This is a genomic window from Chitinimonas sp. BJYL2 (assembly GCF_027257935.1).
In the GTDB taxonomy this organism is placed as follows: Bacteria; Pseudomonadota; Gammaproteobacteria; order Burkholderiales; family Chitinimonadaceae; genus Chitinimonas.
Map to the genome: position 1 here is coordinate 62,546 of NZ_JANZKW010000001.1, position 22,084 is coordinate 84,629.

Consider the following 22,084-nt stretch of genomic DNA (forward strand, 5'->3'; position numbering starts at 1 on the left):
GGTTTGCCTCCATACATCCGTAAGCGGATGGGCTGATGCGAGCATGTCTGACGCAAATGTACTGCAAGGTACCTTTTTATGCAAGGTACCTTGCACAAGTTTGTACAGAGGCATTGCAAGGTAGTGCCTTGCCGGCTACTTGTGGGCAAAAGCCAAGGGCTGAGGAATCAAGAAATCAGGATATGGCGCGTCAAACCGATGGGTCCGGACGCGAGGGGTGGGCGGACCTAGGCCGGATTAAGCGTGTCGCCCGCCTGCAGGACTTCATAGTGATCACGGCCTGAGCGTTTGGCGGCATACAGGGCCTGATCGGCGCGGTGCAGCATGGATTCCACATTGGCATCGGTCTCATCGAGCACCGTCAGGCCCGCACTGAACGTCGGCGCCGGCCCGGCGGGCGCCCCCGGAGGACGAACCGCCGCGCGCTGCTGAGCCTGCAGCCGGGCCAGCACATGCTGTGCATCTTCCAGTGAGGTATGCGGCATCAACAGGACAAACTCTTCGCCGCCCCAGCGCCCCAGCCTGTCCTCGACCCTTACAGCCTGCCGCGCCAGCGAGGCGAATGCCTGGAGGACGGCATCACCGACATCATGCCCCCACTGGTCGTTGACCTGCTTGAAGTGGTCGATATCCAGAATGGCCACCGCCATGGGCAGGTGGTAACGCTGGCTGCGCACCCGCTCATCCTCCAGCATCTGCTGCAGGGCGCGGCGGTTGTAGAGGCCGGTCAGCGCATCGTGATTGGCCAGCTTTTCCATCAGATTGGCGTAGCGGCGGCGGCGCCACCATCCCACGCTGACCATGGTCAGCACCAGTACCAGACAGGCTCCGGCGGCCAGATAAAAGCGGTGGCGGCTGGCTTGTTCTGCCAGCTTGGCGTCCTTAAGAGCGCCTTCCCTTGCCAGCAAAAGATTCTGCTGGCGCGCCTGTTCAACCTCGAAGCGGGTCTGCATTTCTGCCACCACGCGGGCACTTTGTGCCTCCACATTGCGGTCATAGGCATCGTAAGACTCGGCAAGGTCGTCATAGGCCTTTGCCGGCTGTTTGAGATCGAGCCAGAGATAACTGCGGAATTCGTATATCTCGCGCAACAGCACATCATTCTTGTGCTGGATGGCCAGATCCACGACCAGATCGGCCAGCGCCATCGCCTGACGCAAGTCCTTGCCCGCATGTGCCACTCTGGCCAGGCCCAGATTCAGGTAGGACCAGGTCAAGGGATCACTGCCGTGTTCAAAGAAGGGCCGCGCCTCGGTGAAGTAGCGTTCGGCATCCGGATAGTCCTTGAGTGCCAGCGCCAGGTTACCCTGGCCATAGCGGGCATAGGCCATGCCTTGCGCGTCGCCGATCGCCTTGGCCGTGGCATGCGAGCGCTCGAACCACGACTTGGCCTCGGGATGGCGACCCGCCTGACGCAAACCGGATGCCTTGCGGAACTCGCCGATGCTGCGGCGCACACTCGGCGCCTGCCGCGCCATGGCCTTGAGCGCCTTGTCGAGATAGGCCTGCGACTCATCAGGCTGGTGCAGCAGTTGATAGGTGTAGGCCAGCGACAGATCCAGATCGGCCTGCTGCACCCGGATTGAGCCATCGTCCACGTTGCGTGTAAGCGGATAGGCACGGAACAACTGCTCCAGTGCGTCTCGATATCGGCCCAGGGTGATCAGGACATCGGCACGTGCAGCCAGGATATCGACCAGCCTGTGTGTATTCTCATCACCCTTGGGCAGGGTCTGCTCCATGCGTTGCAGCACCGGCAAGGAACGGCTTTCCTGGGATTCAGTAATCCCGCACACCTGCGCCAGATCCAGACGATGCGCTGCAGCCGAGCCCGGGGTGGCCAGTGCCAAACCCTCCTGTGCGGCGCGCAACGCCAAAGGGGGCTGGGATAGCAAACAATGGGCTTCTGCCTGCACCGCCAGCCATTCGGCCCGTTGCGGGTCTTTGGGGGGCAAGGCACGTAATGCCTTGACGGCCGACTCGATCGCCAAAGTGGGCTGGAACTGCAGGCGCGGCCACCAGCTCCGGGCTGTCTCACCCGCCTGCGCCGGCACCCAGAGCAGCGCGCACAGGGTGCCTCGCATCATGCTCGCGGCCATGCGCTGCCATGCCCAAGCGGCGCCATCAAGGGTCAGCATGGCCGACTCCGTATGATTGTTTGATCGCATCGAGCCGACCTGCCTTGAGCAAGGTCGCGGTTGCCGCACGCACACGGCGGATCTGGTCGAGCGGCACCTTGGGCGAGAAAACGATATACGCCCCCGCGCGGCGGGGATCCTTGCCGTAATCCAGTCGCCAGGGGATACGTTCCAGCATGCCCCGCGGGTCCAGCTCCGGCACGATGAACTGGCCGACTACCTCGTTGATGGCGATGAGATCGACCCGGCCGGCCAAGAGCTTGCGGATGTTCTCGGCGTCGTCCACGGCCAGATCTGTCAGCAGACGGCCCTCGGCCAGCGCATCCGTAAGCAGATCGCCGTAGCGGTCCCCCCGCACCACACCAAGACGCAGACCGGCCAGCTCCGCCAGCGTTTGGGGTGGCGGGCTAGCCTGCATGCGCCGGTAAAGTCGGGTCGCGCCGCCTTGGTCGTAGAGTATCTGTCGCGCCTCGGGGTAGTCGGGCATGAAGAAGTAGCTGCCGCCGACATCCAGCGCACCATGCAGCAACTCACGCTTTTGCCGCGCATGAGGCTTGAACCTGACATCCGCCTTGATCCCGGCCTGTGCGAGCACGGCAACAAGGAAGTCGACATCCACCCCCAGCCCCGGCACCGGTGTGATGCCTGGCTTCTCGGGGTCTAGCGCAAACGGCGGGAAATGACTGGCACCCACCCGCATGACCGGTGCGGCCAACACAACGCTGATCGCGCAACAACACAGCACGCAGAACCTGGCCATGACACGCACGATGACTTCCCCATCTCGCCCAGAATCAGGATTTTATGATACAGAATAGGCCATCAAGACAGCGTCGTCTGCCTGTGTCACCCGCAGGGCCGACAGCTCATGCCGCCCTAACCCACTCGGCGTGCGGCCATCGCCCGGCACAGCACGCGCCGTTGCCAATTGCCGCTCATGCCAGGAGCCACTGCATGGATAGTTTTCGCCACACCATCGAAGTCCGCTGGGCAGATTGCGATGCCAACCAGCATGTCCGTCACAGCGCCTATGCCGACTTCTGCACCCACGCGCGGATTGAATGGCTACGCAGCCATGGCTTTGCCTACGATCAGTTCCAGCAACGGGCATTCGGGCCGGTGATCTTCAAGGAATCGACCGAGTACTACAAAGAACTGAAGATGAGCGAGCGCGTGGAGATTGAAGTGCGGGTTGCCGCGCTCAACGCCGATGGCAGCCGCTTTACCATTCGCCACGATCTGTTCAAGCAGGATGGCCGGCTCGCTGCGCGCCACGAGATCAATGGCGCCTGGTTCGACCTCCGTGAGCGCAAACTGATTCCGCCGCCGGCCGAGCTGGCATCGATCTTTGCGGAGCTGGCGCGTACCGATGATTTCAGCGTGCTGGAGAGCAAGTCCTGAGTTCCTGCGGAGAGACGTCTATAACTGCTAAAGACGCCGCCGGAGCACATCATGAAAGTCCTGTCTGCGTGCCTGGTGCTCAGCCTGAGCCCGGCCGTCACTGCTGAAAACACCCTCACCTGGGCCGTCAGCCACCTGCCGCCGATCTATATCCAGGAGGGCCGGCCGGAACTACTGGGCACCGGCATCGGCGACCAGCTACTGGACGCACTGGCCGAACACATGCCGGGCTACCGGCATGTCAGGCAGAAAATGAACCTGCCCCGCCTGGTCGCCGAGTGGCAGGCCGGCAAGCCGGTCTGCTTTGCCAGCGGCATCCGCACGCCCGAACGTGATGCACTGACGGTGAGTACACCCAGTGCCATCTCACCGGGGCCCATGCTGGTCATACGCCGGGCCGACCGCGCCCGCTTTGGTGAGCTGCCAGTGGATCTTGCAACCCTGATGACGCGCAAGGACCTGCAAGGTGCCTACCAGCGAGGCGTGGCTTATTCACCCGACATCGCCGCGCTGCTTGAACAAACCGATGAGCAGGGCCCGTTCAAACCATCGGTAGTCAATGAAACGAACCTGATACGGATGCTCGAACTCCGCCGTATCGATTACACGCTGGGCCGGCCGCAGGTGCTGCGCTGGCTGGAGCGGGAAGGCACGATCAGCCCCGCACTGGAAAGCCTGCCACTGCGTCAATCCCAGCAGATGAGCGTTGCCTACGTACTCTGCACCCGCAACGAATGGGGGCGCAAAACCATACGCGATATCGATGCCGCCCTGCAGCGCATGGCCGCCAGCCCCATCTACCCGGCACTGTTCCAGGCCTGGCTACCCGAACAGGAATGGAAGCGCAGCCAGCCAGACATCCAGCGCTTTCTGAGCCAGCGCCGCACGCCACAGGTGCACGACCCGGACGACACGCTGCCGGATCCGGCGAAACGTGCTCAAGACACCAAGTAGCGCCAGGCAAAATAGACCACCATGCCGCCACCGATACCGGCAAGCAGATGGCGGAAGTACCAGACGATCAGGCCACTGCTGAGGCAACCGATCAGCCAGGGATTGCGCCAGTCGAGCTGCCAGTGCTGGCCATCGGGCAACAGCACCATGGGCACGGTGATGGCGGTCAGCACGGCCACAGGCACGTAGCGCAAGGCGCGCTGGACCCAGGGCGGAAATGCCACCTTGTCGCCCAGTGCATAAAACGCGTAGCGGATGGCAAAGGTCACCCCCGCCATGCCGGCAATCAGCAGCCACTCATCCCGGCTCATGGCGCCGTCTCCCTTGGCTGGGCGGCAAGGCAAAGACGCTCTACCAGCAAACCCGTGATCACACCGGCCAGTGCAGCCAGCATCAGGCCCAGTTTGTAGGGCAGTGAATGCGCCCACAGGGCAACCAGCCCCGCAGCCAGGGCGGCGGCCAGCATGGGACGTTGGCGCAAGAGGGGCACCACCATGCCGGTAAAGGTAGCTGCCATGGCAAATTCCAGCCCCAGCCCCTGTACGCCGGGTATCGCATGACCCAGCAGCAAGCCGGCCAGCGTCCAGCCAGCCCAGTTAACGTACATGGCCAGGCAGGAACCGAGGTAGTACCAGTGCTTGTAAGGCGAGGCATCGGCTGCGCCATACCGGTGCTGGACCACGGCATAGGTTTCATCGGTGAGCCAGAAAGCCAGCGGCAAACGCCAACGCTGCCCTAGCTGGCGGACATGCGGGAGCAATGAGGCCGAGTACAAGGCATGGCGCAGATTGACGATAAAGGTTGTCATGATGATCACTGCCATGCTGGCGCCCCCGCCGACCAGGGTCATGGCAATGAACTGGGATGAGCCGGCAAACACGAACAAAGACATGGTCAGTGTAGCCAGCGGCGACAGGCCGGCCGGGCCAGCCAGCGTGCCGAAGATCAGGCCGAAAGGCGCCGCGCCCACCAGCATGGGCAAACTGTCGCGTGCGCCATGCCAGCATTCGCGATAGGGATGATGAGACGGATGGGGTGCCATGCCGATATCCAGAAAGCCCCCCCTGGACCATCCCGCGGGGGCATGTCCAGCATCCCATTGGCACGGGGCAGGAGCAAGCCCCGGTGACGAGATGCGCAACGCCTTGCAAAGATATATCCGGGCACCCAGCCTCCGATCTGCCGGTTCATAAGCTAAAACAAGCACATGGGGTTCTGGCTGCGCTTCCTGTTGTTTGTGTTCGGTTTGCCGGCTGTGCTGGCTCAACCGCTTCTGCTGCTGGGCGCCGAGGATGACTGGTATCCCTATGCCGCACTGCGCGAAGGCCAGCCCGCCGGCATGGCGGTAGAGCTGGTCCGTGCCGCCTATGCCGAGGTCGGCATTCAGGTCAGGTTGCAGCCACTCCCGTACGCACGGTGCATGAAGCTGACCCAGGCGGGTAGACTGGCGGGGTGTTTCAACACCTTGCGTAACCCCTTGATCGAGCAGCAGTATCGCTGGCACGCGCAGCCGCTGTTTCGGGGCCGCATCGGCATTTATGCCCGTAACGGCATGCCGCAAGGCGAAGTGGATATCCACCGTCTGCGCGGCAAGCGCATCGCCATTACCAATGGCTACGACTACGGTGCGGCCTTTGATGGCGACCCAACCATGCGACGTGATGTCGGCCAGTCCGATCTGGACGCGCTCCGCAAGCTTGCCGCCGGCCGGGTGGATTACGCCCTGGTCTATGACCGCATCGTGGCGGCCATCCTGCGCGAGCATCCCGGCCTGCGTGGCCGCATCCATTTGGTGGGCACGCTGATCGAACCGGATATCTACGTATCGTTCTCGCGCAAGCACGCCGATGCCGCCCGCGCCAGCCAGCTGCTTGACGAGGGACTCACCCGCCTGCGCAAGCGCGGCGAGTACGCGCGGATTGAAGCGCGCTGGCAGTAGCACTACGGCAGCCGGTGGCATAATTGCGCCTTTGCCAACCGCTGATCGCGTCATGCCGCATATTGCCAGCCACCGCTGGAGTCATCCCGCCAGCCGGGCGCCACGCGCGCTGCACGACTGGCTGGTCCATCCGGGCTCACTCACGGCCCGCCTGATTGCCCGTTTTCCGGATTTCCGCGTGCGCCTGTTGCGCCAGCATTACGCCATGCCTTGCCGCGATGAGCTCAAGGCATTGGGCATGCCACGGCCGGCGCTCGCCGTGGTGCGTGAAGTGGTGCTTCTCAGTGGCGACACGCCGCTGGTCTTCGCCCACTCGGTGATGCCGCGCGAGGCCTTGATGCACGGCTTTGGCAGCATCCGCCGGCAAGGCACCAAGCCGCTTGGTGCCACCCTGTTTGCCAACCCCAGGGTGCAACGCAGTCAGCTCGCGTTTCGTGGCCTGGATCGCCGCCATACGCTGTACCGACGTGCCAGTGCTGCCGTTGGTCCCCTGCCCGCCCGCCTTTGGGCGCGCCGCTCGCGATTCGAGCTGTTCAACGCGCGTATCCTCGTGACTGAAGTCTTCCTGCCTGCGACCCTGCGATGAACCTCGATAAGCTCAAAGACCGCTTCGACGCCTATGAAAAGCTGATGCGGCTGGACAAACCCATCGGCATCCTGCTCCTGCTCTGGCCCACACTATGGGGTATCTGGATTGCCAGTCGCGGTCGCCCGGACCTGATGGTGCTGTGGATCTTCATCCTCGGCACGGTGCTGATGCGCTCGGCGGGCTGCGTGATCAATGACTATGCCGACCGTGATTTTGACGACAAGGTGGAGCGCACCCAGCACCGCCCCATGGCCACCGGCCGGGTCAGCAAGCGCGAAGCCCTGCTACTGGCCGGCGGCCTGGCCTTTTCGGCAGGTCTGCTGATCCTGCCCCTCAACCCCCTGGTCTGGTGGATGTCGGTGCCGGCACTGCTGCTGGCGGGCACCTACCCGTTCACCAAGCGCTTCCTGCCGATTCCCCAAGCGTATCTGGGGCTTGCTTTCAGCTTCGGCATTCCGATGGCTTTTGCCGCCTTCCAGAACACGGTACCGGCGTACGCCTGGTATCTGGTGGTTGCCAACCTGTTCTGGGTGGTGGCTTACGACACCGAATATGCGATGGTGGACAAGCCCGACGATCTGAAGATCGGCATCAAGACCAGCGCCATCACCTTTGGCCGCTTCGATGCCGAAGCCGTGATGATCTGTCATGGCCTGTTCCTGCTCGGTATGGGGCTGATCGGCTGGCTATTGCACCGCGGGGTCTTCTGGTACGTGGGGCTCACCGCCGCCGCCGTGCTGATTGCCCTGCAATACCGGATGATCCGCGGGCGGGATCGGGCGAAATGCTTTCAGGCTTTTCTGGACAATAACTGGGTGGGCGCCGCGACCTTTGCCGGCATTGCCATGGATTACTGGCTGGCTATCCCGTTCTGAGCCGGTTGGGTCGGAGAGTGGCCGGGCAGGCTTTGCTCCCGCGGCCACCCTGAGCTTGCCCGTGCTTATTCGAAGACGTGCAGCCACAAGTCGGTGCCACGACCGTTGTCGGTAATGACACGCTCGAAATTGCGCTTGCTGTATTTCAGGCCCTTGCCCGATACGCTGGTGTCGTAGCCGCCGAACTTCTTGCCATTCCACTGCCCGTAGGGATCATTGACGGTGTAGTTCTGGCCGTCATAACCCGTCACCACCAGAATATGTCCCGAAGCGGTAAACCAGCCGTGAATGATGGTGGGTTTGCCTGCCGCAGCGAGTTGCTGCAACTGCGTGATGGTGCCGTTGACATAGCCCTTGTCGCGCAGCGGGCTGCCCTTCTCCTGCGCAATGGTGTTGAACACGGCCGCCAGGCTGGCCACATCACCCCGCTTGCCAAAGCGCTCATACAGATAATCCGGCGTGCGCCGGTTCAGTTGTTCGGGATCTGTAAGGTTGAAAAAGTCCGTGATCATGGCCATGGATGTAATGCTGCACGTTGCCAGGGGTTCGTACTGGTTATCAAGCTGGGACCAGTAAGGCACATCGGCAGGGGGGGCGGCACGGACGGTCAGGGCGAGGGACAACAGGCACAGCAGCTTCACACAGCGTTGCAATAGCATCATGGTGTTGCTCCGATAGTCGTTGAAAGGCAGAAAGTCCTTTTGCTGGCCCGAGACGACAGGGAGGCAGCGCCATGGGCCAGACTGAGTATTGCCCTGCCCTTCCTGCCACCGACAGGCGAGAACGGCAAAACCGCGCTTTCCAAATACGACAGCGAAGCAATTTGCCATTCATGCGCGAAAACAACGGCTCGTCGCATGCAGCTCGGCCCCTTGCCCCATGCGGTCGTAGAATCGCCGCGGCGCTCGCCGGGGGAGATACCGCGCTCACCCTGATGTTGCGGGCCTGACACATTCTCAAACCAGGGAGACAACCCATGAGCCGAGCGCTATCCGCGCTGACCGCCTGCATGCTGGCGGTGACCACCGCCTACGCTGCCAATCAGCCCACACCGCCTGCTGCCGCCAAGTCTGCAGAAACCCTCAATGTCGCGACCGTCTGGAACCTCAAAGACTTGTATGCCGATGATGCAAGCTGGGAGACCGAGCGCAAGGCCATTGCCGCCGAGCTGCCTGCGCTGAAAGCCTACAAAGGCACGCTGGGCCGTGACGCCGCCGCCCTGCTCGCCGCGCTGGATTTCCGCTCCGGTATCCAGAAGCGCCTGATGCGCCTGTACAGCTACGCCAGCATGAAGTCGGACGAAGACACCCGCGTGGCCGAGAACCAGGCGCGCGATCAGCTCGCCACCAATCTGTACAACGATTACAACGAAGCCACCGCCTGGATCGCGCCCGAACTCAACGCGCTGGGGGCCGACAAGATCAATGGCTTTCTGGCTGCCGAACCCAAGCTGGGCGTTTACCGCCATACCCTGATGACCACGCTGCGTCTGGCACCGCATACGCTGGGCCAGAAGGAAGAGGCCATCCTGGCCGCGGCCAATGCCCCGCTGCAGGCCGCCAGCAATATCTACGGCCTGCTGGCCAATGCCGACATCCCCTGGCCCACGATCACCATCGAGGGCAAGAAGGTCACGCTGGATCAGGAAGGCTATGTGGCCTACCGCGATCACCGCGACCCCAAGGTGCGTAAGCAGGTATTCGATACCTTCTGGAAAGCCTTCCGGGTTTACGAGCGCACCTTCGGCGCCACCTACACCGGCCATCTGCAAGGCACGGTATTCCAGGCCAAGGCGCGCAACCATGGCAGCTCGCTGACCGCCGCGCTGTCCTTCGACAACACGCCCGAGTCGGTCTACCGCACCCTGGTCACCGAGACCAACGCCGGACTGCCCACGCTGCACCGCTACTTCAAGCTGCGCCAGAAGCTGCTGGGCCTCAAAGACCTGCGCTATTCGGACATCTACGTCCCGCTGGCCAAGCCGCCGCGCGAGTATTCGCTGAATGAAGCCGCCCAACTCACCCTCGATGGCGTGAAGCCGCTGGGTGAGGACTACGCCCGAGAGCTGCGCGCCGGCTTCAACGGTGGCTGGATGCACTCGCTGCCGCAGCGTGGCAAGCGCTCGGGTGCCTATATGAACGGCTCGGCCTACGATGTGCACCCGTTCGTACTGATGAGCTACAACGGCAGCTACGACAGCGTCTCCACGCTGGCCCACGAGTGGGGCCATGCGCTGCACAGCGTGTATTCGAACCGCGCACAGGCTTACCCGAACGCCGACTACGCCTTGTTCGTGGCCGAGATTCCCTCGACTACCAACGAAATGCTGCTGGCCGATTACATGATCGCCAACGCCAAGACGCGTGCCGAGAAAATCTTCGCCATCGGTCAGCAACTGGAAACCCTGCGCGGTACTTTCTTCCGCCAGGCCATGTTCGCCGAGTTCGAGTTGCTCTCGCACGAGGCCATCGAGCGTGGCGACGCCCTCACCGGCGACAAGCTCAGCGCGATGTACCTCGATCTGCTCAAGCGCTATCACGGCCACAAGGAAGGCGTGATGAAGATCGAAGATGCCTATGGCGTCGAGTGGGCTTACATCCCGCACTTCTACCGTGACTTCTACGTGTTCCAGTACGCCACCTCGATCAGCGCCGCGGCCTACTTTGCCGAAGGCATTGCCAAGGGCGATCTGGCAATGCGGGATCGTTACTTCGAGATGATTTCGGCAGGCGGCTCGGCCGATCCATACGAGATCGTCAAGAAGGCCGGCCTCGACATGGCCAAACCCGATCCTTACCGCGCCATCATCAAGCGCATGGATCGCCTGATGGACCAAATGGACGCCGTGCTCGCCAGCAAGTAAAAGCCAGCCAGCGCATCAAAAGGGCAGACCGCAGGGTCTGCCCTTTTTGTTTGCCCGCATCAAGGCGTGGCACAGGACTTGCTGAAGGTGATACCGGTTATATATACCCGGCCCGCGCATGCTCCGCATTTTGCTCGTCAACGACACCGAAAAGCCCATCGCTGAACTGCGCGAGGCCTTGCTGCAGCTGGGTTACGAGGTCATGGACAGCGTGGCTACGCCACAGGCGCTGCTGAAGGCCGTGGAAACGCAATGCCCCAATGTGGTGATCATCGATACCGAGTCCCCCACGCGCGATACGCTGGAACAGCTGGCGGTGATGAACAGCGAAGCGCCCCGTCCTGTGGTGATGTTCAGCCAGGATGGCGATCAGCAACTGATCCGCTCGGCCGTGCGCGCCGGCGTTACCGCCTACGTAGTGGATGGCATGAGCACAGCCCGACTGGCACCGGTCATCGAGGTGGCGCTGGCCCGTTTTGACGAAGAGCGCGCGCTGCGCACCCGCCTCGCCGAGGCCGAACAGAAGCTCGATGAGCGCAAGCTCATCGAACGCGCCAAGGGCTTGATCATGAAGCACAAACAGCTGGGCGAGGACGATGCCTACAACCTGCTTCGCAAGACCGCGATGGCGCGCGGGCAACGCCTGAGCGACGTTGCCAAGCAGTTCATTGCGGCGGCCGAACTGCTGGGCTGAGGTGTCCGACAAGGCGGTAATGCACCAGCTTGGTACGGCCTGATACAGCTTGGTGCATTGCAACAGAAGCAGATTGTGCCGAGCGAACGCCAGTCGCAGTCCGATGAAATGCGAAAATAGCCATACGCGTCAATGAATTAGCGTAAATCAGCAGCAAAATAGCCGTGCTGGCACGGTTGCTGCAACGCCAACAAGGCAAGCGCAGCCCAAGGTTGGGCGACGCCAGCAGTGAAAACCGGGCACAACGCCGTGCCCACAGAATCCGGACAACGACGTCCTTCGGTTTGCCCTCAGGCAACCGCAGGACGTCGTTTTTTTATGCCCACCGATTTTTGATTCAGCTATCGAGAGGATGTGCCGTATGAAAGACCAGAATCCCGCCATCGCCTCCAGCGGTCGTCGCCACTTCATGATGGGCGTCGGTGCCGCAAGCGCCACGCCGATCTTGTCGATGCTCTCTCCTGCCGTGCGTGCGGCCGGCAATACCAAGATGGGCGTGCCCGAAAAAACCGAGGTCAAGGTCGGCTTCATTCCGCTGACCGATTGCGCCTCCATCGTGATGGCCGCGGTGCTGGGCTTCGACAAGAAGTACGGCATCAAGATCATCCCCAGCAAGGAGGCGAGCTGGGCCGGTGTGCGCGACAAGCTGGTCAATGGCGAGCTCGATGCCGCCCATGTGCTCTACGGCCTGATCTATGGCGTGCAACTCGGTGTTGGCGGCCCCAAAAAGGACATGAATGTCCTGATGACGCTGAACAATAATGGCCAGGCGATCACGCTATCAAAACAGCTGCTCGACAAAGGCGTGAAGGATGGTGCCAGCCTCGCCAAACTGGTGAAGGCCGAGCCGCGCGAATACACGTTTGCGCAGACCTTCCCCACCGGCACGCATGCGATGTGGCTCTACTACTGGCTGGCCACGCAGGGCATTGATCCGCTCAAGGACGTGAAAACCATCGTCGTGCCGCCGCCGCAGATGGTGGCGAACATGCGCGTGGGCAATATGGATGGCTACTGCGTGGGCGAGCCGTGGAACAACCGCGCGGTAGCCGACGGCATCGGCTTCACTGCCGCCACCACGCAGGAAATCTGGACCGACCATCCCGAAAAGGTACTGGGCTGCACGGCCGAATTCACCGCCAAGTATCCCAATACCGCCCGCGCGCTGGTAATGGCCGTACTCGATGCCTCGCGCTGGATCGACGTGATGGCCAACCGCCAGAAAGTGGCCGAAACCATCGCCGACAAGAGCTATGTGAACTGCCCGGTCGACATCATCGACCAGCGCCTCGAAGGTAAATACGTGAGCGGCCACGGCCGCAACTGGAACGACCCCAACTACATGAAGTTCTTCAACGACGGCAAGGTCACCTTCCCGTATCTGTCGGACGGCATGTGGTTCCTCACCCAACACAAACGCTGGGGACTGTTGAAGACCGACCCCGATTACCTGGCGGTGGCAAAGGCCGTGAACCGGATCGACATTTACAGCGATGCGGCGCGGGCACTCGGCGTCAGCGTCCCCAAGGACCCGATGCGCAAGAGCACGCTGATTGACGGCACGGTGTGGGATGGCAAGAACCCGGCGGCTTATGCGGCGGGGTTCAAGATTCGCGGGGCTTGATGGCGGGTAGCACGAACCCGAAACGTCAATGGTTTGGAACCCTCTCCCCCTGGGAGAGGGCAGGGTGAGGGGGCGCCGGTTAAATGACCATCCGCGTAATAAACAAGCGCCGCTCCCTCACCCCAACCCCTCTCCCGTGAGGAGAGGGGCTAATACGTGCCTGAATTGAGGAGCTATCCATGCAAACCGCCGCAATGAATGCCGCACTGCCCGAAGCACCCGCAGCGGCCGCTTCACCCAAACGTCACCGCCCCACCCCCGCACCGCCCGAGCTCGAAGTCGTGCAGCCCGGCGCGGCGCGTAATCTCTGGCTACAGCAAGCTGGCCGCTGGCTGGCCTTTGAAGCCTTCCCGCCCGTCCTCGGCCTCGCGCTGTTCGTGCTGCTGTGGCAGGCCGTCTCGCTGTACAGTCCCGGCCTGCCCGGCCCAGCCAAGACCTGGGCTTCGGCTGTCGAGCTGTTTGCCCATCCGTTCTATGACAACGGCCCCAACGACCAGGGCATAGGCTGGAACATCCTCCATTCGCTGGCCCGCGTGGGCATGGGCTTCGGCATGGCGGCACTGATCGGGATTCCGGCCGGCTTCATCATTGGCCGCTTCGAGTTCATCAGCAAGATGCTCGCGCCCATCATCAGCCTGCTGCGGCCGGTCAGCCCGCTGGCCTGGCTGCCGATCGGCCTGATGGTGTTCAAGGCCGCCGGGCCGGCCTCGATCTGGGTGATCTTCATCTCCAGTATCTGGCCGATGATCCTCAACACAGCCGCCGGCGTATCGCAGGTACCCAAGGACTATCTGAACGTGGCGCGCGTACTGAACCTGCCCGAATCGAAAGTCTTCACCAAGATCCTGTTTCCGGCCGTGCTGCCGAGCATGATCACCGGCATCCGCCTTGCCATCGGCGTGGCCTGGCTGGTGATTGTGGCGGCCGAGATGCTGACCGGTGGCGTGGGCCTTGGCTTCTGGGTCTGGGATGAGTGGAACAACCTCAATGTCGAACACATCCTGATTGCGATCTTTGTGGTCGGCATAGTCGGTCTGCTGCTCGAACAGGCGCTGGTGCTGCTGGCCAAGCGCTTCCAGTACTGAGGCCACCACGGTTCAAGGCATTACAACAAGAAGTGGATGGAGCAACACGGGGTGGCGACGTCGCGGCGGCAGCCGGGAAGCTGACGCGGACGTCTCACCACCCTGCCTGACCTGTGAAGGGTCAGGCGTGGAGAGCGGGGCAACTCCCCAACGCAAGCCGCGAATACAGCCGCCAAGCGCCCTGCTCTCCACCCCTGACCCTTTATCGAGAGTTCCACCAGTAGTGGCTGCATAAGCTGCAGCGCCTCACCCGGCAAAGCCGGGTGCTCAACGACCAAGGCTGATTCAACGAACTATCGCTGATCGATCCCACTCCCCCCGCCCTCGCCGCCGCGAGGGAGCCTCGCTGAAGCGAGGAGCACCACAGGGACGACGTTTCACTTTCTGCATCAGGAGCGAAAACATGGACAAATTCGTGCAACTGCAAGACATCGGCATGCGTTTCGATACCCGCAAAGGCCCGTTCGTGGCGCTGCGCAATGTGAACCTCGACATCCGCGAGGGTGAGTTCGTTTCCATCATCGGCCACTCGGGCTGCGGCAAATCCACCGTGCTCAATCTGGTGGCTGGCCTGCTGCAGCCAACCTCGGGCGTGCTGCTGTGTAACAACCGCGAGATCGCTGGCCCCGGCCCCGATCGTGGCGTGGTGTTCCAGAACCATTCGCTGCTGCCCTGGCTCAGCTGCTTCGACAACATCTACCTGGCCGTGGAGCGCGTGTTCGGTGCCAAGGAAGGCAAGGCCAAGCTGCGCGAACGCACCCAGGCCGCGATCGAGATGGTGGGTCTCGCCCACGCCGCCAGCAAGATGCCGCACGAGGTCTCGGGCGGCATGAAGCAGCGCGTCGGTATTGCGCGTGCACTGGCCATCGAGCCCAAGGTGCTGCTGCTGGACGAACCCTTTGGTGCACTGGATGCGCTGACGCGCGCGCACCTGCAGGATGAACTGGTCAAGATCGTCGAACGTGCCGGCACCACCGCCATCATGGTTACGCACGATGTGGACGAGGCTGTGCTGCTGTCCGACCGTATCGTGATGATGACCAACGGCCCCGCCGCCACCATCGGCGAAATCCTCAGCGTGGACCTGCCCCGCCCGCGTGAACGTCTGGCCCTGGCAAACGACCCGGGTTACCACGCTTGCCGCAGCGCGGTGCTCGATTTCCTTTACCGCCGCGAAGTCCGCCAAGCGGCCTGATCTGGCCGTCGGGTCAGCGCCGACCATCCCCTGCAACCTGCTCACAGACCGGTGCCCGCGCCGGCCTGCGGGCCGCTGCGCGCCTGCGCAGCCCGTACCGGGAGACACACCATGCGCTTGTTGATAAGCCTGCTACTGGCGGGCACCCTCGCCAGCCCCGCCTTTGCCACCATCACCGATGCTGATGCTATCAACCAGGCCGGCCGCCAGCGCATGCTGAGTCAGCGCATGGCCAAGGCCTTTGCCCAGCTAGGCCAGAACATCGAGCCCTATCTTGCGCAGAAGGTGCTCGGCAGCTCCATGCAGGTGTTCGAACAGCAGCTACGCACCCTGAGCAGCCATGCGCCAACCAGCGAAATCCAGTCCCGCTATACCGAACTGGCCAGCCTGTGGACGCGCTACCGCGTGCTGCTGGGCAAGGCCAGCACACCCGATACCGGAAAGCAGGTACTCCAGCTGTCGGATCAGCTGCTCACCGTCGCCCACGCCGCCACCGTGGCCTGGCAGCAGCACGCGGGCACGGGCCAGGCCGAACTCGTCAACCTGGCCGGCCGCCAGCGCATGCTGAGCCAGCGTATGGCCAAGCTCTATATGTTCCGCAGCTGGGGGATGACCACGCAGCGTGAACTGGGCGCACTCAAGCAGGCGCAAGACGAATTCGTGGCCGGCCTGGGCCGGCTGGAAAGCGCCGAACTGACCACGCCACGCATCCGCCAGGAGCTTGATCTGGCACGCCAGCAATGGGTGTTCTTTGAAATGGCACTGGCCACCGAAGACAGTGAAACCAATCGGCGCAACGTGGCCACCACCAGTGAGCGCATTCTCGAAACCATGAACAACATCACGGCAATGTATGAAAAGCTACCCGCCACACGGCCCTGAGCGGCGACGGGCAGGCTGAGTGCGCCTTGTTGCGGTGCACGGCATGGTGCGGCGCACCAGAAACGTGCACCAACCAACCACCTCCGCGTGCGGCAATGCCTTGTACTGACAGGCTTTGCAGCCCGCTCCCTCTCTGGCATAGCCCTTGCTAACTATTCTCCCGCTACCGGCACGGCTGGGTACACAACGGCGTGTACCGATACCCTCGGCGGCACTTGGTGTGATGGCGCAGTACGGCCCGTAACACCCACCCACACAGTCCATGCGCAAGGCCGCGCTGGCAATGAATACCGGACAACGGCGTCCCTTCGGTGCAATGCACCGGACGGACGCCGTTTTTGTTTTCAGGCTTTCTGACTTTGGTATTGGAAACACGATGGCAAAGACCTCTTTTTGGCGCGCAGGGCACACCCCGACACTGCTGTCGGCCTTCCTGTACTTCGATCTGGCCTTCATGGTCTGGGTACTACTGGGTCCGCTGGCCGTGCACATCTCGCGTGATCTGGGCCTGAGCCCGGCGCAAAAGGGTTTGATGGTCGCCACGCCACTGCTGGCAGGCGCGCTATTGCGCCTGGTGATGGGCGTGCTCGTCGACCATCTCAAGCCCAAGATGGCCGGGGCGATTGGTCAGGTCATCGTGATTGCCGCTTTGGCCGTGGCCTGGCTGGCCGGCGTACACAGCTTCTCGCAGGTGATGGTGCTAGCGGTCTTTCTGGGTGTGGCCGGTGCCTCGTTCGCCGTGGCGTTGCCGCTGGCTTCGCGCTGGTATCCGCCCGAACACCAAGGTGCCGCCATGGGCATTGCCGGTGCGGGTAACTCGGGCACCGCCATCGCCGCCCTGTTCGCCCCCACGCTGGCCGGGATGTTCGGCTGGAATACGGTATTCGGCCTGGTACTGATCCCGCTGGTGCTGGTGTTCACCGTCTACCTGGCCTTCGCCAAGGACAGCCCGAACTGCCCGCCGCCGAAGAAGCTGGGCGAGTACCTGACCGTGCTCAAGGACAAGGACGCCTGGTGGTTCATGTTCTTCTACAGCGTGACCTTCGGCGGCTTCTCGGGTCTGGCTTCGTCGCTGACCGTCTACTTCAACGACCAGTACGGCCTGGAGCCGGTGCAGGCCGGTTTCTACACCGCCATGTGCGTCTTCGGCGGCTCGCTGATGCGGCCCATCGGCGGCATCGTCGCCGACCGCATCGGCGGCATCCGCTCGCTGACCGTGATGTACACGCTGGCAGCCGTCTGCCTGTATGGGGTGTCGCTGAACCTGTCGCAAGCCTGGATGGCACTGGGCGCCCTGGTCGCCGGCATGCTCTGGCTGGGCATGGGCAACGGCGCGGTGTTCCAGCTGGTGCCGCAACGCTTCCGCAAGGAAATCGGCGTGATGACTGGTCTCGTCGGCATGGCCGGCGGCATAGGCGGCTTCTGTCTGGCCACGGGCCTGGGTTACTCCAAACAGATGACAGGCGACTACAGCCTCGGCCTGACGATCTTCGCTGCACTGGCGCTGTTTGCCTGGGTAGGTCTGCTGTCGGTGAAACAACGCTGGCGCACGACTTGGGGTGCCGCGCATATCGCTGGCGCACGGGTTTAAGGTCAGGACATCGCCAGCATGCTCCAGCTCGCCATCGGCACCGCCACCGATACCGGACCCAAGCCGCGCAATGAAGATGCGCTGGTGGCCATCGAGCCGCCGGCGGGTCAGGCTGCGAGCAAGGGCTGGCTGCTGGCGCTGGCCGACGGCGTAAGCCAGTCGGGCGACGGCAAGCTGGCGGCGCAGGCCACGGTGCGCGGCTTGGCGGCGGATTACTACGCCACGCCCGATACCTGGGAGCCGGCGCATGCCATCGACCGCATCATCACCGCGCAGAACCTGTGGCTGAACAGCCAGTCGCGCGGTGGTGAGCCGGCGGCAACCACGTTGACCGCACTGGTGCTGCGCGGCCGCCGCTTTACCCTGGCCCATGTGGGCGACTGTCGGCTCTACCGCATGCAGGCCGACCGCTTCGAACAATTGTCCGAGGACCATGTGTGGCAGCACGAAGGCTTTCAGCATGTGCTCAAGCGCGCCGTGGGCCTCGACAAGCATGTGGTGCTCGATTTCCGTGATGGCGAATTGCTGGCTGGCGATGTGTTCGCCCTGCTCTGCGATGGCATCTGGGACAGCCTTGGCGATGTAGCCATCCACCGCCTGCTGCAACTGCACGACGAACCGCAGCGCGCCGCCGATGCGCTGGTGGCTGCGGCCCTGGCCGCGCAGGCTGGCGACAATGTCTCGGCCGTGGTCGTACGCGTGCTGCAAGTGCCCGAGAGCGAGTTGATCGACGAGCTGGCCGATGCAAGCAAGCTGGCAATTCCGCCGCGACTCAAGCCGGGCCAGCAGCTGGGCGGCTTCACCATTGAGAAGCTGCTGGCCGAAACCCGTGCCAGCCTGGTCTACCAGGCCGTCGATGCCCGCCAACAGCGCGTGGTCATCAAGACCCTGACCGAGCTGGCCGGCCAGGATGCCGAACTGATCCAGGGCTTGTTGCTGGAAACCTGGCTGCTGCAACGCGTGGGCAGCCACTACCTGCCCGAAGTGGTGGAAACCGGCGGGCGCAACTGGCTGATGCTGGCCATGCGCTGGTATCCGGGCGAAACCCTGGCCGACAAACTAACCCGTGGCGAGCGCATCAGCGCCATCGAAGCCGTCCGCCTAGGCCTGCGACTGAGCCGCGCGCTGGGCAGCCTGCATAGGCTCGATATCGTCCACCGCGACATCAAGCCTGAGAACCTGCATATCGATCTTGAGGGCCGCGTGCGCCTGCTGGATCTGGGCGTGGCCTACTGCCCCGGCATCACCCCCGAGCACGACGCCACGCCGGGCACACCGAGCTACCTGGCCCCGGAGTTGTTCGACGGCCAGCGCGCCAATGCGCAGACCGATCTGTATGCCCTGGGCGTAACGCTCTACCACGCGCTGACACGCCGCTACCCCTACGGCGAGATCGAGCCGTTCCAGACCCCCGCGTTTGGCGACCCGGTGCCGCCCACGCGCTACCGCCCCGATATTCCGCCCTGGTTCGAGAGCGTGCTGCTCAAGGCCGTGGCGCGTGACCCGTCTGCCCGTTTCGAAACCGCCGAGGAACTGCGCGTGGCGCTGGAACTGGGCGAAGCGCGGCCGCTCAACGTGGCCCGCCGCAGCCCGCTGGCCAAACGCTCGCCGGGACGGGTGTGGATGGCGGTGGCGCTGGGGTCGATTGGTCTGAATTTGCTGTTGTTGTTTGTGTTGTTGGTGAGTGGGGTGCCTGTGGCGACACAGACCAGCGGCGTCCCCTCATCACTTCCGCGTGAGGTGAAGGAGCCTGTCTCCCTTCTCCCGCGCGCGGGAGAAGGGCCGGGAATGAGGGCTGTGCCCACGCCCGATGCCCGTTCAAACGCCCTCACCCCAACCCCTCTCTCGCGCGCGGGAGAGGGGCTCAAAGCCAGGAGCTGAACCATGCAAAAACCCAAACTCGTCCTCATCGGCAACGGCATGGCCGGGGTCCGCACGCTTGAAGAGCTGCTGGCGCTGACGCCAGATCTCTACGACATCACCGTCTTCGGCGAGGAACCGCACCCCAACTACAACCGCATCCTGCTGAGCCCGGTGCTGGCCGGTGAGCAGACCGTGCAGGAAATCATCCTGAACCCGGTTGAGTGGTATGCCGAGCATGGCATCACCCTGCACCTGAAGAAGAAGATCACCAAGATCGACCGCCTCAAGCGCGTGGTCTACGCAGAAGACGGCACCGAGGCCGAATACGACCGCCTGCTGATCGCCACCGGCTCCAAGCCTTTCATCCTGCCGATTCCGGGCAAGGACCTGCCCGGTGTGATCAGCTACCGCGACATTTACGACACTGAACAGATGATCGAAGCGGCCAAGGTGCACCGGCACGCCGTGGTCATCGGCGGTGGCTTGCTGGGACTGGAAGCGGCCAACGGCCTCAAGCTGCGTGGCATGGACGTGACGGTGGTGCACATTGGTGACTGGCTGCTGGAACGTCAGCTGGATGAAACCGCCGCGCGCCTGCTGCAAAAATCGCTCGAAGCGCGCGGCCTGACCTTTGCGCTGAAGAAACAGACGGCCGAACTGATCGCCGGAGAGTCCGGCCGCGTCGCCGCCGTGCGCTTCAAGGATGGCGAAACGGTTCCGGCTGACCTCGTCGTCATGGCCGCCGGCATCCGCCCGAACACCGAACTGGCCGAATCGGCCGGCATCCATGTGAATCGCGGCATCGTGGTCAACGATCATATGCAGACCTTTGACCCGCGCATCTACTCGGTAGGCGAATGCGCCAACCACCGCGGCATTGCTTATGGCCTGGTCGCCCCGCTGTTCGAGCAGGCCAAGGTCTGCGCCAACCATCTGGCCCAGTTCGGCATTGGCCAGTACAAGGGTTCGGTGCTGTCTACCAAGCTCAAGGTCACCGGTATCGATCTGTTCAGCGCTGGCGAATTCATGGGTGGCGAAGGCACCGAGGACATCGTCCTCAGCGACCCGGCCGGCGGCGTGTACAAGAAGCTGGTCATCAAGGACGACAAGCTCGTCGGCGCCTGCCTGTATGGCGACACGGCCGACGGCGCCTGGTACTTCAAGCTGCTGCGCGAAGGCCGGCCGATTGGCGATCTGCGCGATCACATCATGTTCGGCGAAACCAATCTGGGCGATGTGGGCCACCAGGGCCAGAACAAGGCCGCCGCCATGCAGGACAGCGACGAGGTCTGCGGCTGCAACGGCGTGTGCAAGGGCACCATCGTCAAGGCCATCAACACCCAGGGCCTGTACACGGTGGACGATGTGAAGAAGCACACCAAGGCCGCCAGCTCTTGCGGATCGTGCACGGGCCTGGTCGAGCAGGTGCTGATGAACTGCCTCGGCTCCAACTTCCAGGAATCGCCCAAGACCAAGGCGATCTGCGGTTGTACCGACCATAACCACGGCGATATCCGCAAGACGATCCGCGAGCACAAGCTGCTGACCCACCGCGCGGTCTACGACTTCCTGCAATGGCGCACGCCCAATGGCTGCGCCACCTGCCGCCCGGCGATCAATTACTACCTGATCTCGACCTGGCCCAAGGAAGCGGTGGACGACCCGCAGAGCCGTTTCATCAACGAACGCGCCCACGCCAATATCCAGAAGGACGGCACCTTCTCGGTGATTCCGCAGATGAAGGGCGGCGTGACCAATGCCAGCGAACTGCGGCGCATTGCCGACGTGGCCGACAAGTACGCCGTGCCGATGGTCAAGGTCACCGGTGGCCAGCGTATCGACCTGCTAGGGGTGAAAAAGGAAGACCTAGTCAGTGTCTGGAAAGACCTAGGTATGAACTCCGGCCACGCCTACGGCAAGTCGATCCGCACGGTGAAGACCTGCGTGGGCAGCGAGTTCTGCCGCTTCGGCACGCAGAACAGCACGCAGATGGGCATTGATCTGGAAACCATGCTGGCCAATATGTGGAGCCCCCACAAGGTCAAGCTGGCCGTCTCCGGCTGCCCGCGCAACTGCGCCGAAGCCGGCATCAAGGACGTAGGCGTGATCGCCGTCGATAGCGGTTGGGAGCTGTATGTGGGTGGCAACGGCGGCATCAAGACCGAAGTCGCGCAGTTCCTGTGCAAGGTAAAGACGGCCGAAGAGGTCAAGGAATACAGCGGCGCCTTCCTGCAGCTGTATCGCGAGGAGGCCTACTACCTCGACCGCACCGTGCACTACCTCGACCGCGTGGGCCTCGATTACATCAAGCAGAAGGTGGTGGAAGACGCTTCCAACCGCAAAGCCCTGTACGAGCGTTTGCTGTACGCCCTCGAAGGCCTGCCCGACCCT

At 63.0% G+C, this 22,084-nt stretch carries 18 protein-coding genes and 1 pseudogene; 14 read left to right on the top strand and 5 right to left on the bottom strand.

The genetic code is table 11. The features are described from left to right. Positions 1–227 precede the first annotated feature (227 nt). Together O9X62_RS00300 and O9X62_RS00305 are read right to left on the bottom strand one after the other, a co-directional pair. The gene (locus tag O9X62_RS00300) at positions 228–2,138 is read right to left on the bottom strand and encodes a diguanylate cyclase (protein WP_269530776.1); all 1,911 of its coding nucleotides are present in this window, start codon (positions 2,136–2,138) and stop codon (positions 228–230) included. Beyond that, the gene (locus O9X62_RS00305) at positions 2,125–2,898 is read right to left on the bottom strand and encodes an ABC transporter substrate-binding protein (RefSeq protein ID WP_269530777.1); all 774 of its coding nucleotides are present in this window, start codon (positions 2,896–2,898) and stop codon (positions 2,125–2,127) included. Before O9X62_RS00305 ends, O9X62_RS00300 begins: the two co-directional genes overlap by 14 nt. Before the next feature lie 194 nt (positions 2,899–3,092). Between O9X62_RS00305 and O9X62_RS00310 the strand changes: the two genes are divergently transcribed. After that, the gene (locus O9X62_RS00310; RefSeq protein ID WP_269530778.1) at positions 3,093–3,539 is read left to right on the top strand and encodes a thioesterase family protein; all 447 of its coding nucleotides are present in this window, start codon (positions 3,093–3,095) and stop codon (positions 3,537–3,539) included. Positions 3,540–3,590: 51 nt separating this feature from the next. Further along, complete coding sequence (locus O9X62_RS00315) at positions 3,591–4,493, top strand: hypothetical protein (RefSeq protein ID WP_269530779.1); 903 nt, start codon at positions 3,591–3,593, stop codon at positions 4,491–4,493. Here O9X62_RS00315 and O9X62_RS00320 read toward each other — a convergent pair. Both O9X62_RS00320 and O9X62_RS00325 read right to left on the bottom strand, forming a co-directional pair. Continuing rightward, complete coding sequence (locus O9X62_RS00320) at positions 4,478–4,804, bottom strand: AzlD domain-containing protein (protein WP_269530780.1); 327 nt, start codon at positions 4,802–4,804, stop codon at positions 4,478–4,480. The genes O9X62_RS00315 and O9X62_RS00320 overlap by 16 nt on opposite strands. Then, positions 4,801–5,535, bottom strand: a complete 735-nt coding sequence (locus tag O9X62_RS00325) for an AzlC family ABC transporter permease (RefSeq protein WP_269530781.1) — start codon at positions 5,533–5,535, stop codon at positions 4,801–4,803. The genes O9X62_RS00320 and O9X62_RS00325 overlap by 4 nt, the downstream gene beginning before the upstream one ends. Positions 5,536–5,700: 165 nt before the next feature. Between O9X62_RS00325 and O9X62_RS00330 the strand changes: the two genes are divergently transcribed. Genes O9X62_RS00330 through ubiA form a run of 3 tightly spaced genes read left to right on the top strand, consistent with a single transcriptional unit; the run spans position 5,701 to position 7,896 of the window. Beyond that, positions 5,701–6,432, top strand: coding sequence for an ABC transporter substrate-binding protein (locus O9X62_RS00330; protein WP_269530782.1), 732 nt, complete (start codon positions 5,701–5,703; stop codon positions 6,430–6,432). A gap of 52 nt (positions 6,433–6,484) precedes the next feature. Continuing rightward, the gene (locus O9X62_RS00335; protein ID WP_269530783.1) at positions 6,485–7,018 is read left to right on the top strand and encodes a chorismate lyase; all 534 of its coding nucleotides are present in this window, start codon (positions 6,485–6,487) and stop codon (positions 7,016–7,018) included. Then, positions 7,015–7,896, top strand: coding sequence for a 4-hydroxybenzoate octaprenyltransferase (ubiA, locus tag O9X62_RS00340; protein WP_269530784.1), 882 nt, complete (start codon positions 7,015–7,017; stop codon positions 7,894–7,896). Before O9X62_RS00335 ends, ubiA begins: the two co-directional genes overlap by 4 nt. Positions 7,897–7,961: 65 nt before the next feature. Here ubiA and O9X62_RS00345 read toward each other — a convergent pair whose 3' ends face one another. Then, entirely contained in the window at positions 7,962–8,558 is a 597-nt protein-coding gene (locus O9X62_RS00345; RefSeq protein ID WP_269530785.1) for a C39 family peptidase, read from the bottom strand. 314 nt (positions 8,559–8,872) lie between these two features. On the opposite strand from O9X62_RS00345, the gene pepF reads away from it, so the two are divergent. The 9 genes and pseudogenes from pepF to nirB all read left to right on the top strand — a co-directional run. Then, positions 8,873–10,759 carry an oligoendopeptidase F gene (gene pepF / locus O9X62_RS00350; protein WP_269530786.1) on the top strand — a complete coding sequence of 629 codons (1,887 nt, stop codon included), beginning with the start codon at positions 8,873–8,875 and terminating at the stop codon, positions 10,757–10,759. A gap of 118 nt (positions 10,760–10,877) precedes the next feature. Next, entirely contained in the window at positions 10,878–11,453 is a 576-nt protein-coding gene (locus tag O9X62_RS00355) for an ANTAR domain-containing response regulator (RefSeq protein WP_269530787.1), read from the top strand. Positions 11,454–11,814: 361 nt separating this feature from the next. Next, positions 11,815–13,077, top strand: a complete 1,263-nt coding sequence (locus tag O9X62_RS00360; RefSeq protein ID WP_308446399.1) for a CmpA/NrtA family ABC transporter substrate-binding protein — start codon at positions 11,815–11,817, stop codon at positions 13,075–13,077. Positions 13,078–13,256: 179 nt separating this feature from the next. Then, entirely contained in the window at positions 13,257–14,162 is a 906-nt protein-coding gene (gene ntrB, locus O9X62_RS00365) for a nitrate ABC transporter permease (protein WP_269530788.1), read from the top strand. A gap of 403 nt (positions 14,163–14,565) precedes the next feature. Next, on the top strand, positions 14,566–15,357 hold the full coding sequence (locus tag O9X62_RS00370; RefSeq protein WP_269530789.1) for an ABC transporter ATP-binding protein: 792 nt from the start codon (positions 14,566–14,568) through the stop codon (positions 15,355–15,357). A gap of 111 nt (positions 15,358–15,468) precedes the next feature. Next, positions 15,469–16,239 carry a type IV pili methyl-accepting chemotaxis transducer N-terminal domain-containing protein gene (locus O9X62_RS00375; RefSeq protein ID WP_269530790.1) on the top strand — a complete coding sequence of 257 codons (771 nt, stop codon included), beginning with the start codon at positions 15,469–15,471 and terminating at the stop codon, positions 16,237–16,239. Positions 16,240–16,615: 376 nt separating this feature from the next. Continuing rightward, the gene (locus O9X62_RS00380; RefSeq protein WP_269530791.1) at positions 16,616–17,830 is read left to right on the top strand and encodes a NarK/NasA family nitrate transporter; all 1,215 of its coding nucleotides are present in this window, start codon (positions 16,616–16,618) and stop codon (positions 17,828–17,830) included. Positions 17,831–17,848: 18 nt separating this feature from the next. Then, positions 17,849–19,711: a bifunctional protein-serine/threonine kinase/phosphatase gene (locus tag O9X62_RS00385; protein WP_269530792.1), complete on the top strand. Its 1,863-nt coding sequence runs from the start codon at positions 17,849–17,851 to the stop codon at positions 19,709–19,711. Positions 19,712–19,714: 3 nt separating this feature from the next. Next, positions 19,715–22,078: pseudogene (gene nirB, locus O9X62_RS00390) on the top strand (nitrite reductase large subunit NirB); the annotation flags it as partial. Positions 22,079–22,084: the final 6 nt, after the last annotated feature.

Coding starts and splice junctions, on each gene's coding strand:
- O9X62_RS00330 (WP_269530782.1), top strand. CDS start 5,701: ATGGGGTTCTGGCTGCGCTTCCTGTTGTTTGTGTTCGGTTTGCCGGCT.
- O9X62_RS00305 (WP_269530777.1), bottom strand. CDS start 2,898: ATGGCCAGGTTCTGCGTGCTGTGTTGTTGCGCGATCAGCGTTGTGTTG.
- ubiA (WP_269530784.1), top strand. CDS start 7,015: ATGAACCTCGATAAGCTCAAAGACCGCTTCGACGCCTATGAAAAGCTG.
- O9X62_RS00335 (WP_269530783.1), top strand. CDS start 6,485: ATGCCGCATATTGCCAGCCACCGCTGGAGTCATCCCGCCAGCCGGGCG.
- O9X62_RS00320 (WP_269530780.1), bottom strand. CDS start 4,804: ATGAGCCGGGATGAGTGGCTGCTGATTGCCGGCATGGCGGGGGTGACC.
- ntrB (WP_269530788.1), top strand. CDS start 13,257: ATGCAAACCGCCGCAATGAATGCCGCACTGCCCGAAGCACCCGCAGCG.
- O9X62_RS00345 (WP_269530785.1), bottom strand. CDS start 8,558: ATGATGCTATTGCAACGCTGTGTGAAGCTGCTGTGCCTGTTGTCCCTC.
- O9X62_RS00325 (WP_269530781.1), bottom strand. CDS start 5,535: ATGGCACCCCATCCGTCTCATCATCCCTATCGCGAATGCTGGCATGGC.
- O9X62_RS00355 (WP_269530787.1), top strand. CDS start 10,878: ATGCTCCGCATTTTGCTCGTCAACGACACCGAAAAGCCCATCGCTGAA.
- O9X62_RS00315 (WP_269530779.1), top strand. CDS start 3,591: ATGAAAGTCCTGTCTGCGTGCCTGGTGCTCAGCCTGAGCCCGGCCGTC.
- O9X62_RS00380 (WP_269530791.1), top strand. CDS start 16,616: ATGGCAAAGACCTCTTTTTGGCGCGCAGGGCACACCCCGACACTGCTG.
- O9X62_RS00310 (WP_269530778.1), top strand. CDS start 3,093: ATGGATAGTTTTCGCCACACCATCGAAGTCCGCTGGGCAGATTGCGAT.
- O9X62_RS00370 (WP_269530789.1), top strand. CDS start 14,566: ATGGACAAATTCGTGCAACTGCAAGACATCGGCATGCGTTTCGATACC.
- O9X62_RS00375 (WP_269530790.1), top strand. CDS start 15,469: ATGCGCTTGTTGATAAGCCTGCTACTGGCGGGCACCCTCGCCAGCCCC.
- O9X62_RS00300 (WP_269530776.1), bottom strand. CDS start 2,138: ATGCTGACCCTTGATGGCGCCGCTTGGGCATGGCAGCGCATGGCCGCG.
- O9X62_RS00360 (WP_308446399.1), top strand. CDS start 11,815: ATGAAAGACCAGAATCCCGCCATCGCCTCCAGCGGTCGTCGCCACTTC.
- O9X62_RS00385 (WP_269530792.1), top strand. CDS start 17,849: ATGCTCCAGCTCGCCATCGGCACCGCCACCGATACCGGACCCAAGCCG.
- pepF (WP_269530786.1), top strand. CDS start 8,873: ATGAGCCGAGCGCTATCCGCGCTGACCGCCTGCATGCTGGCGGTGACC.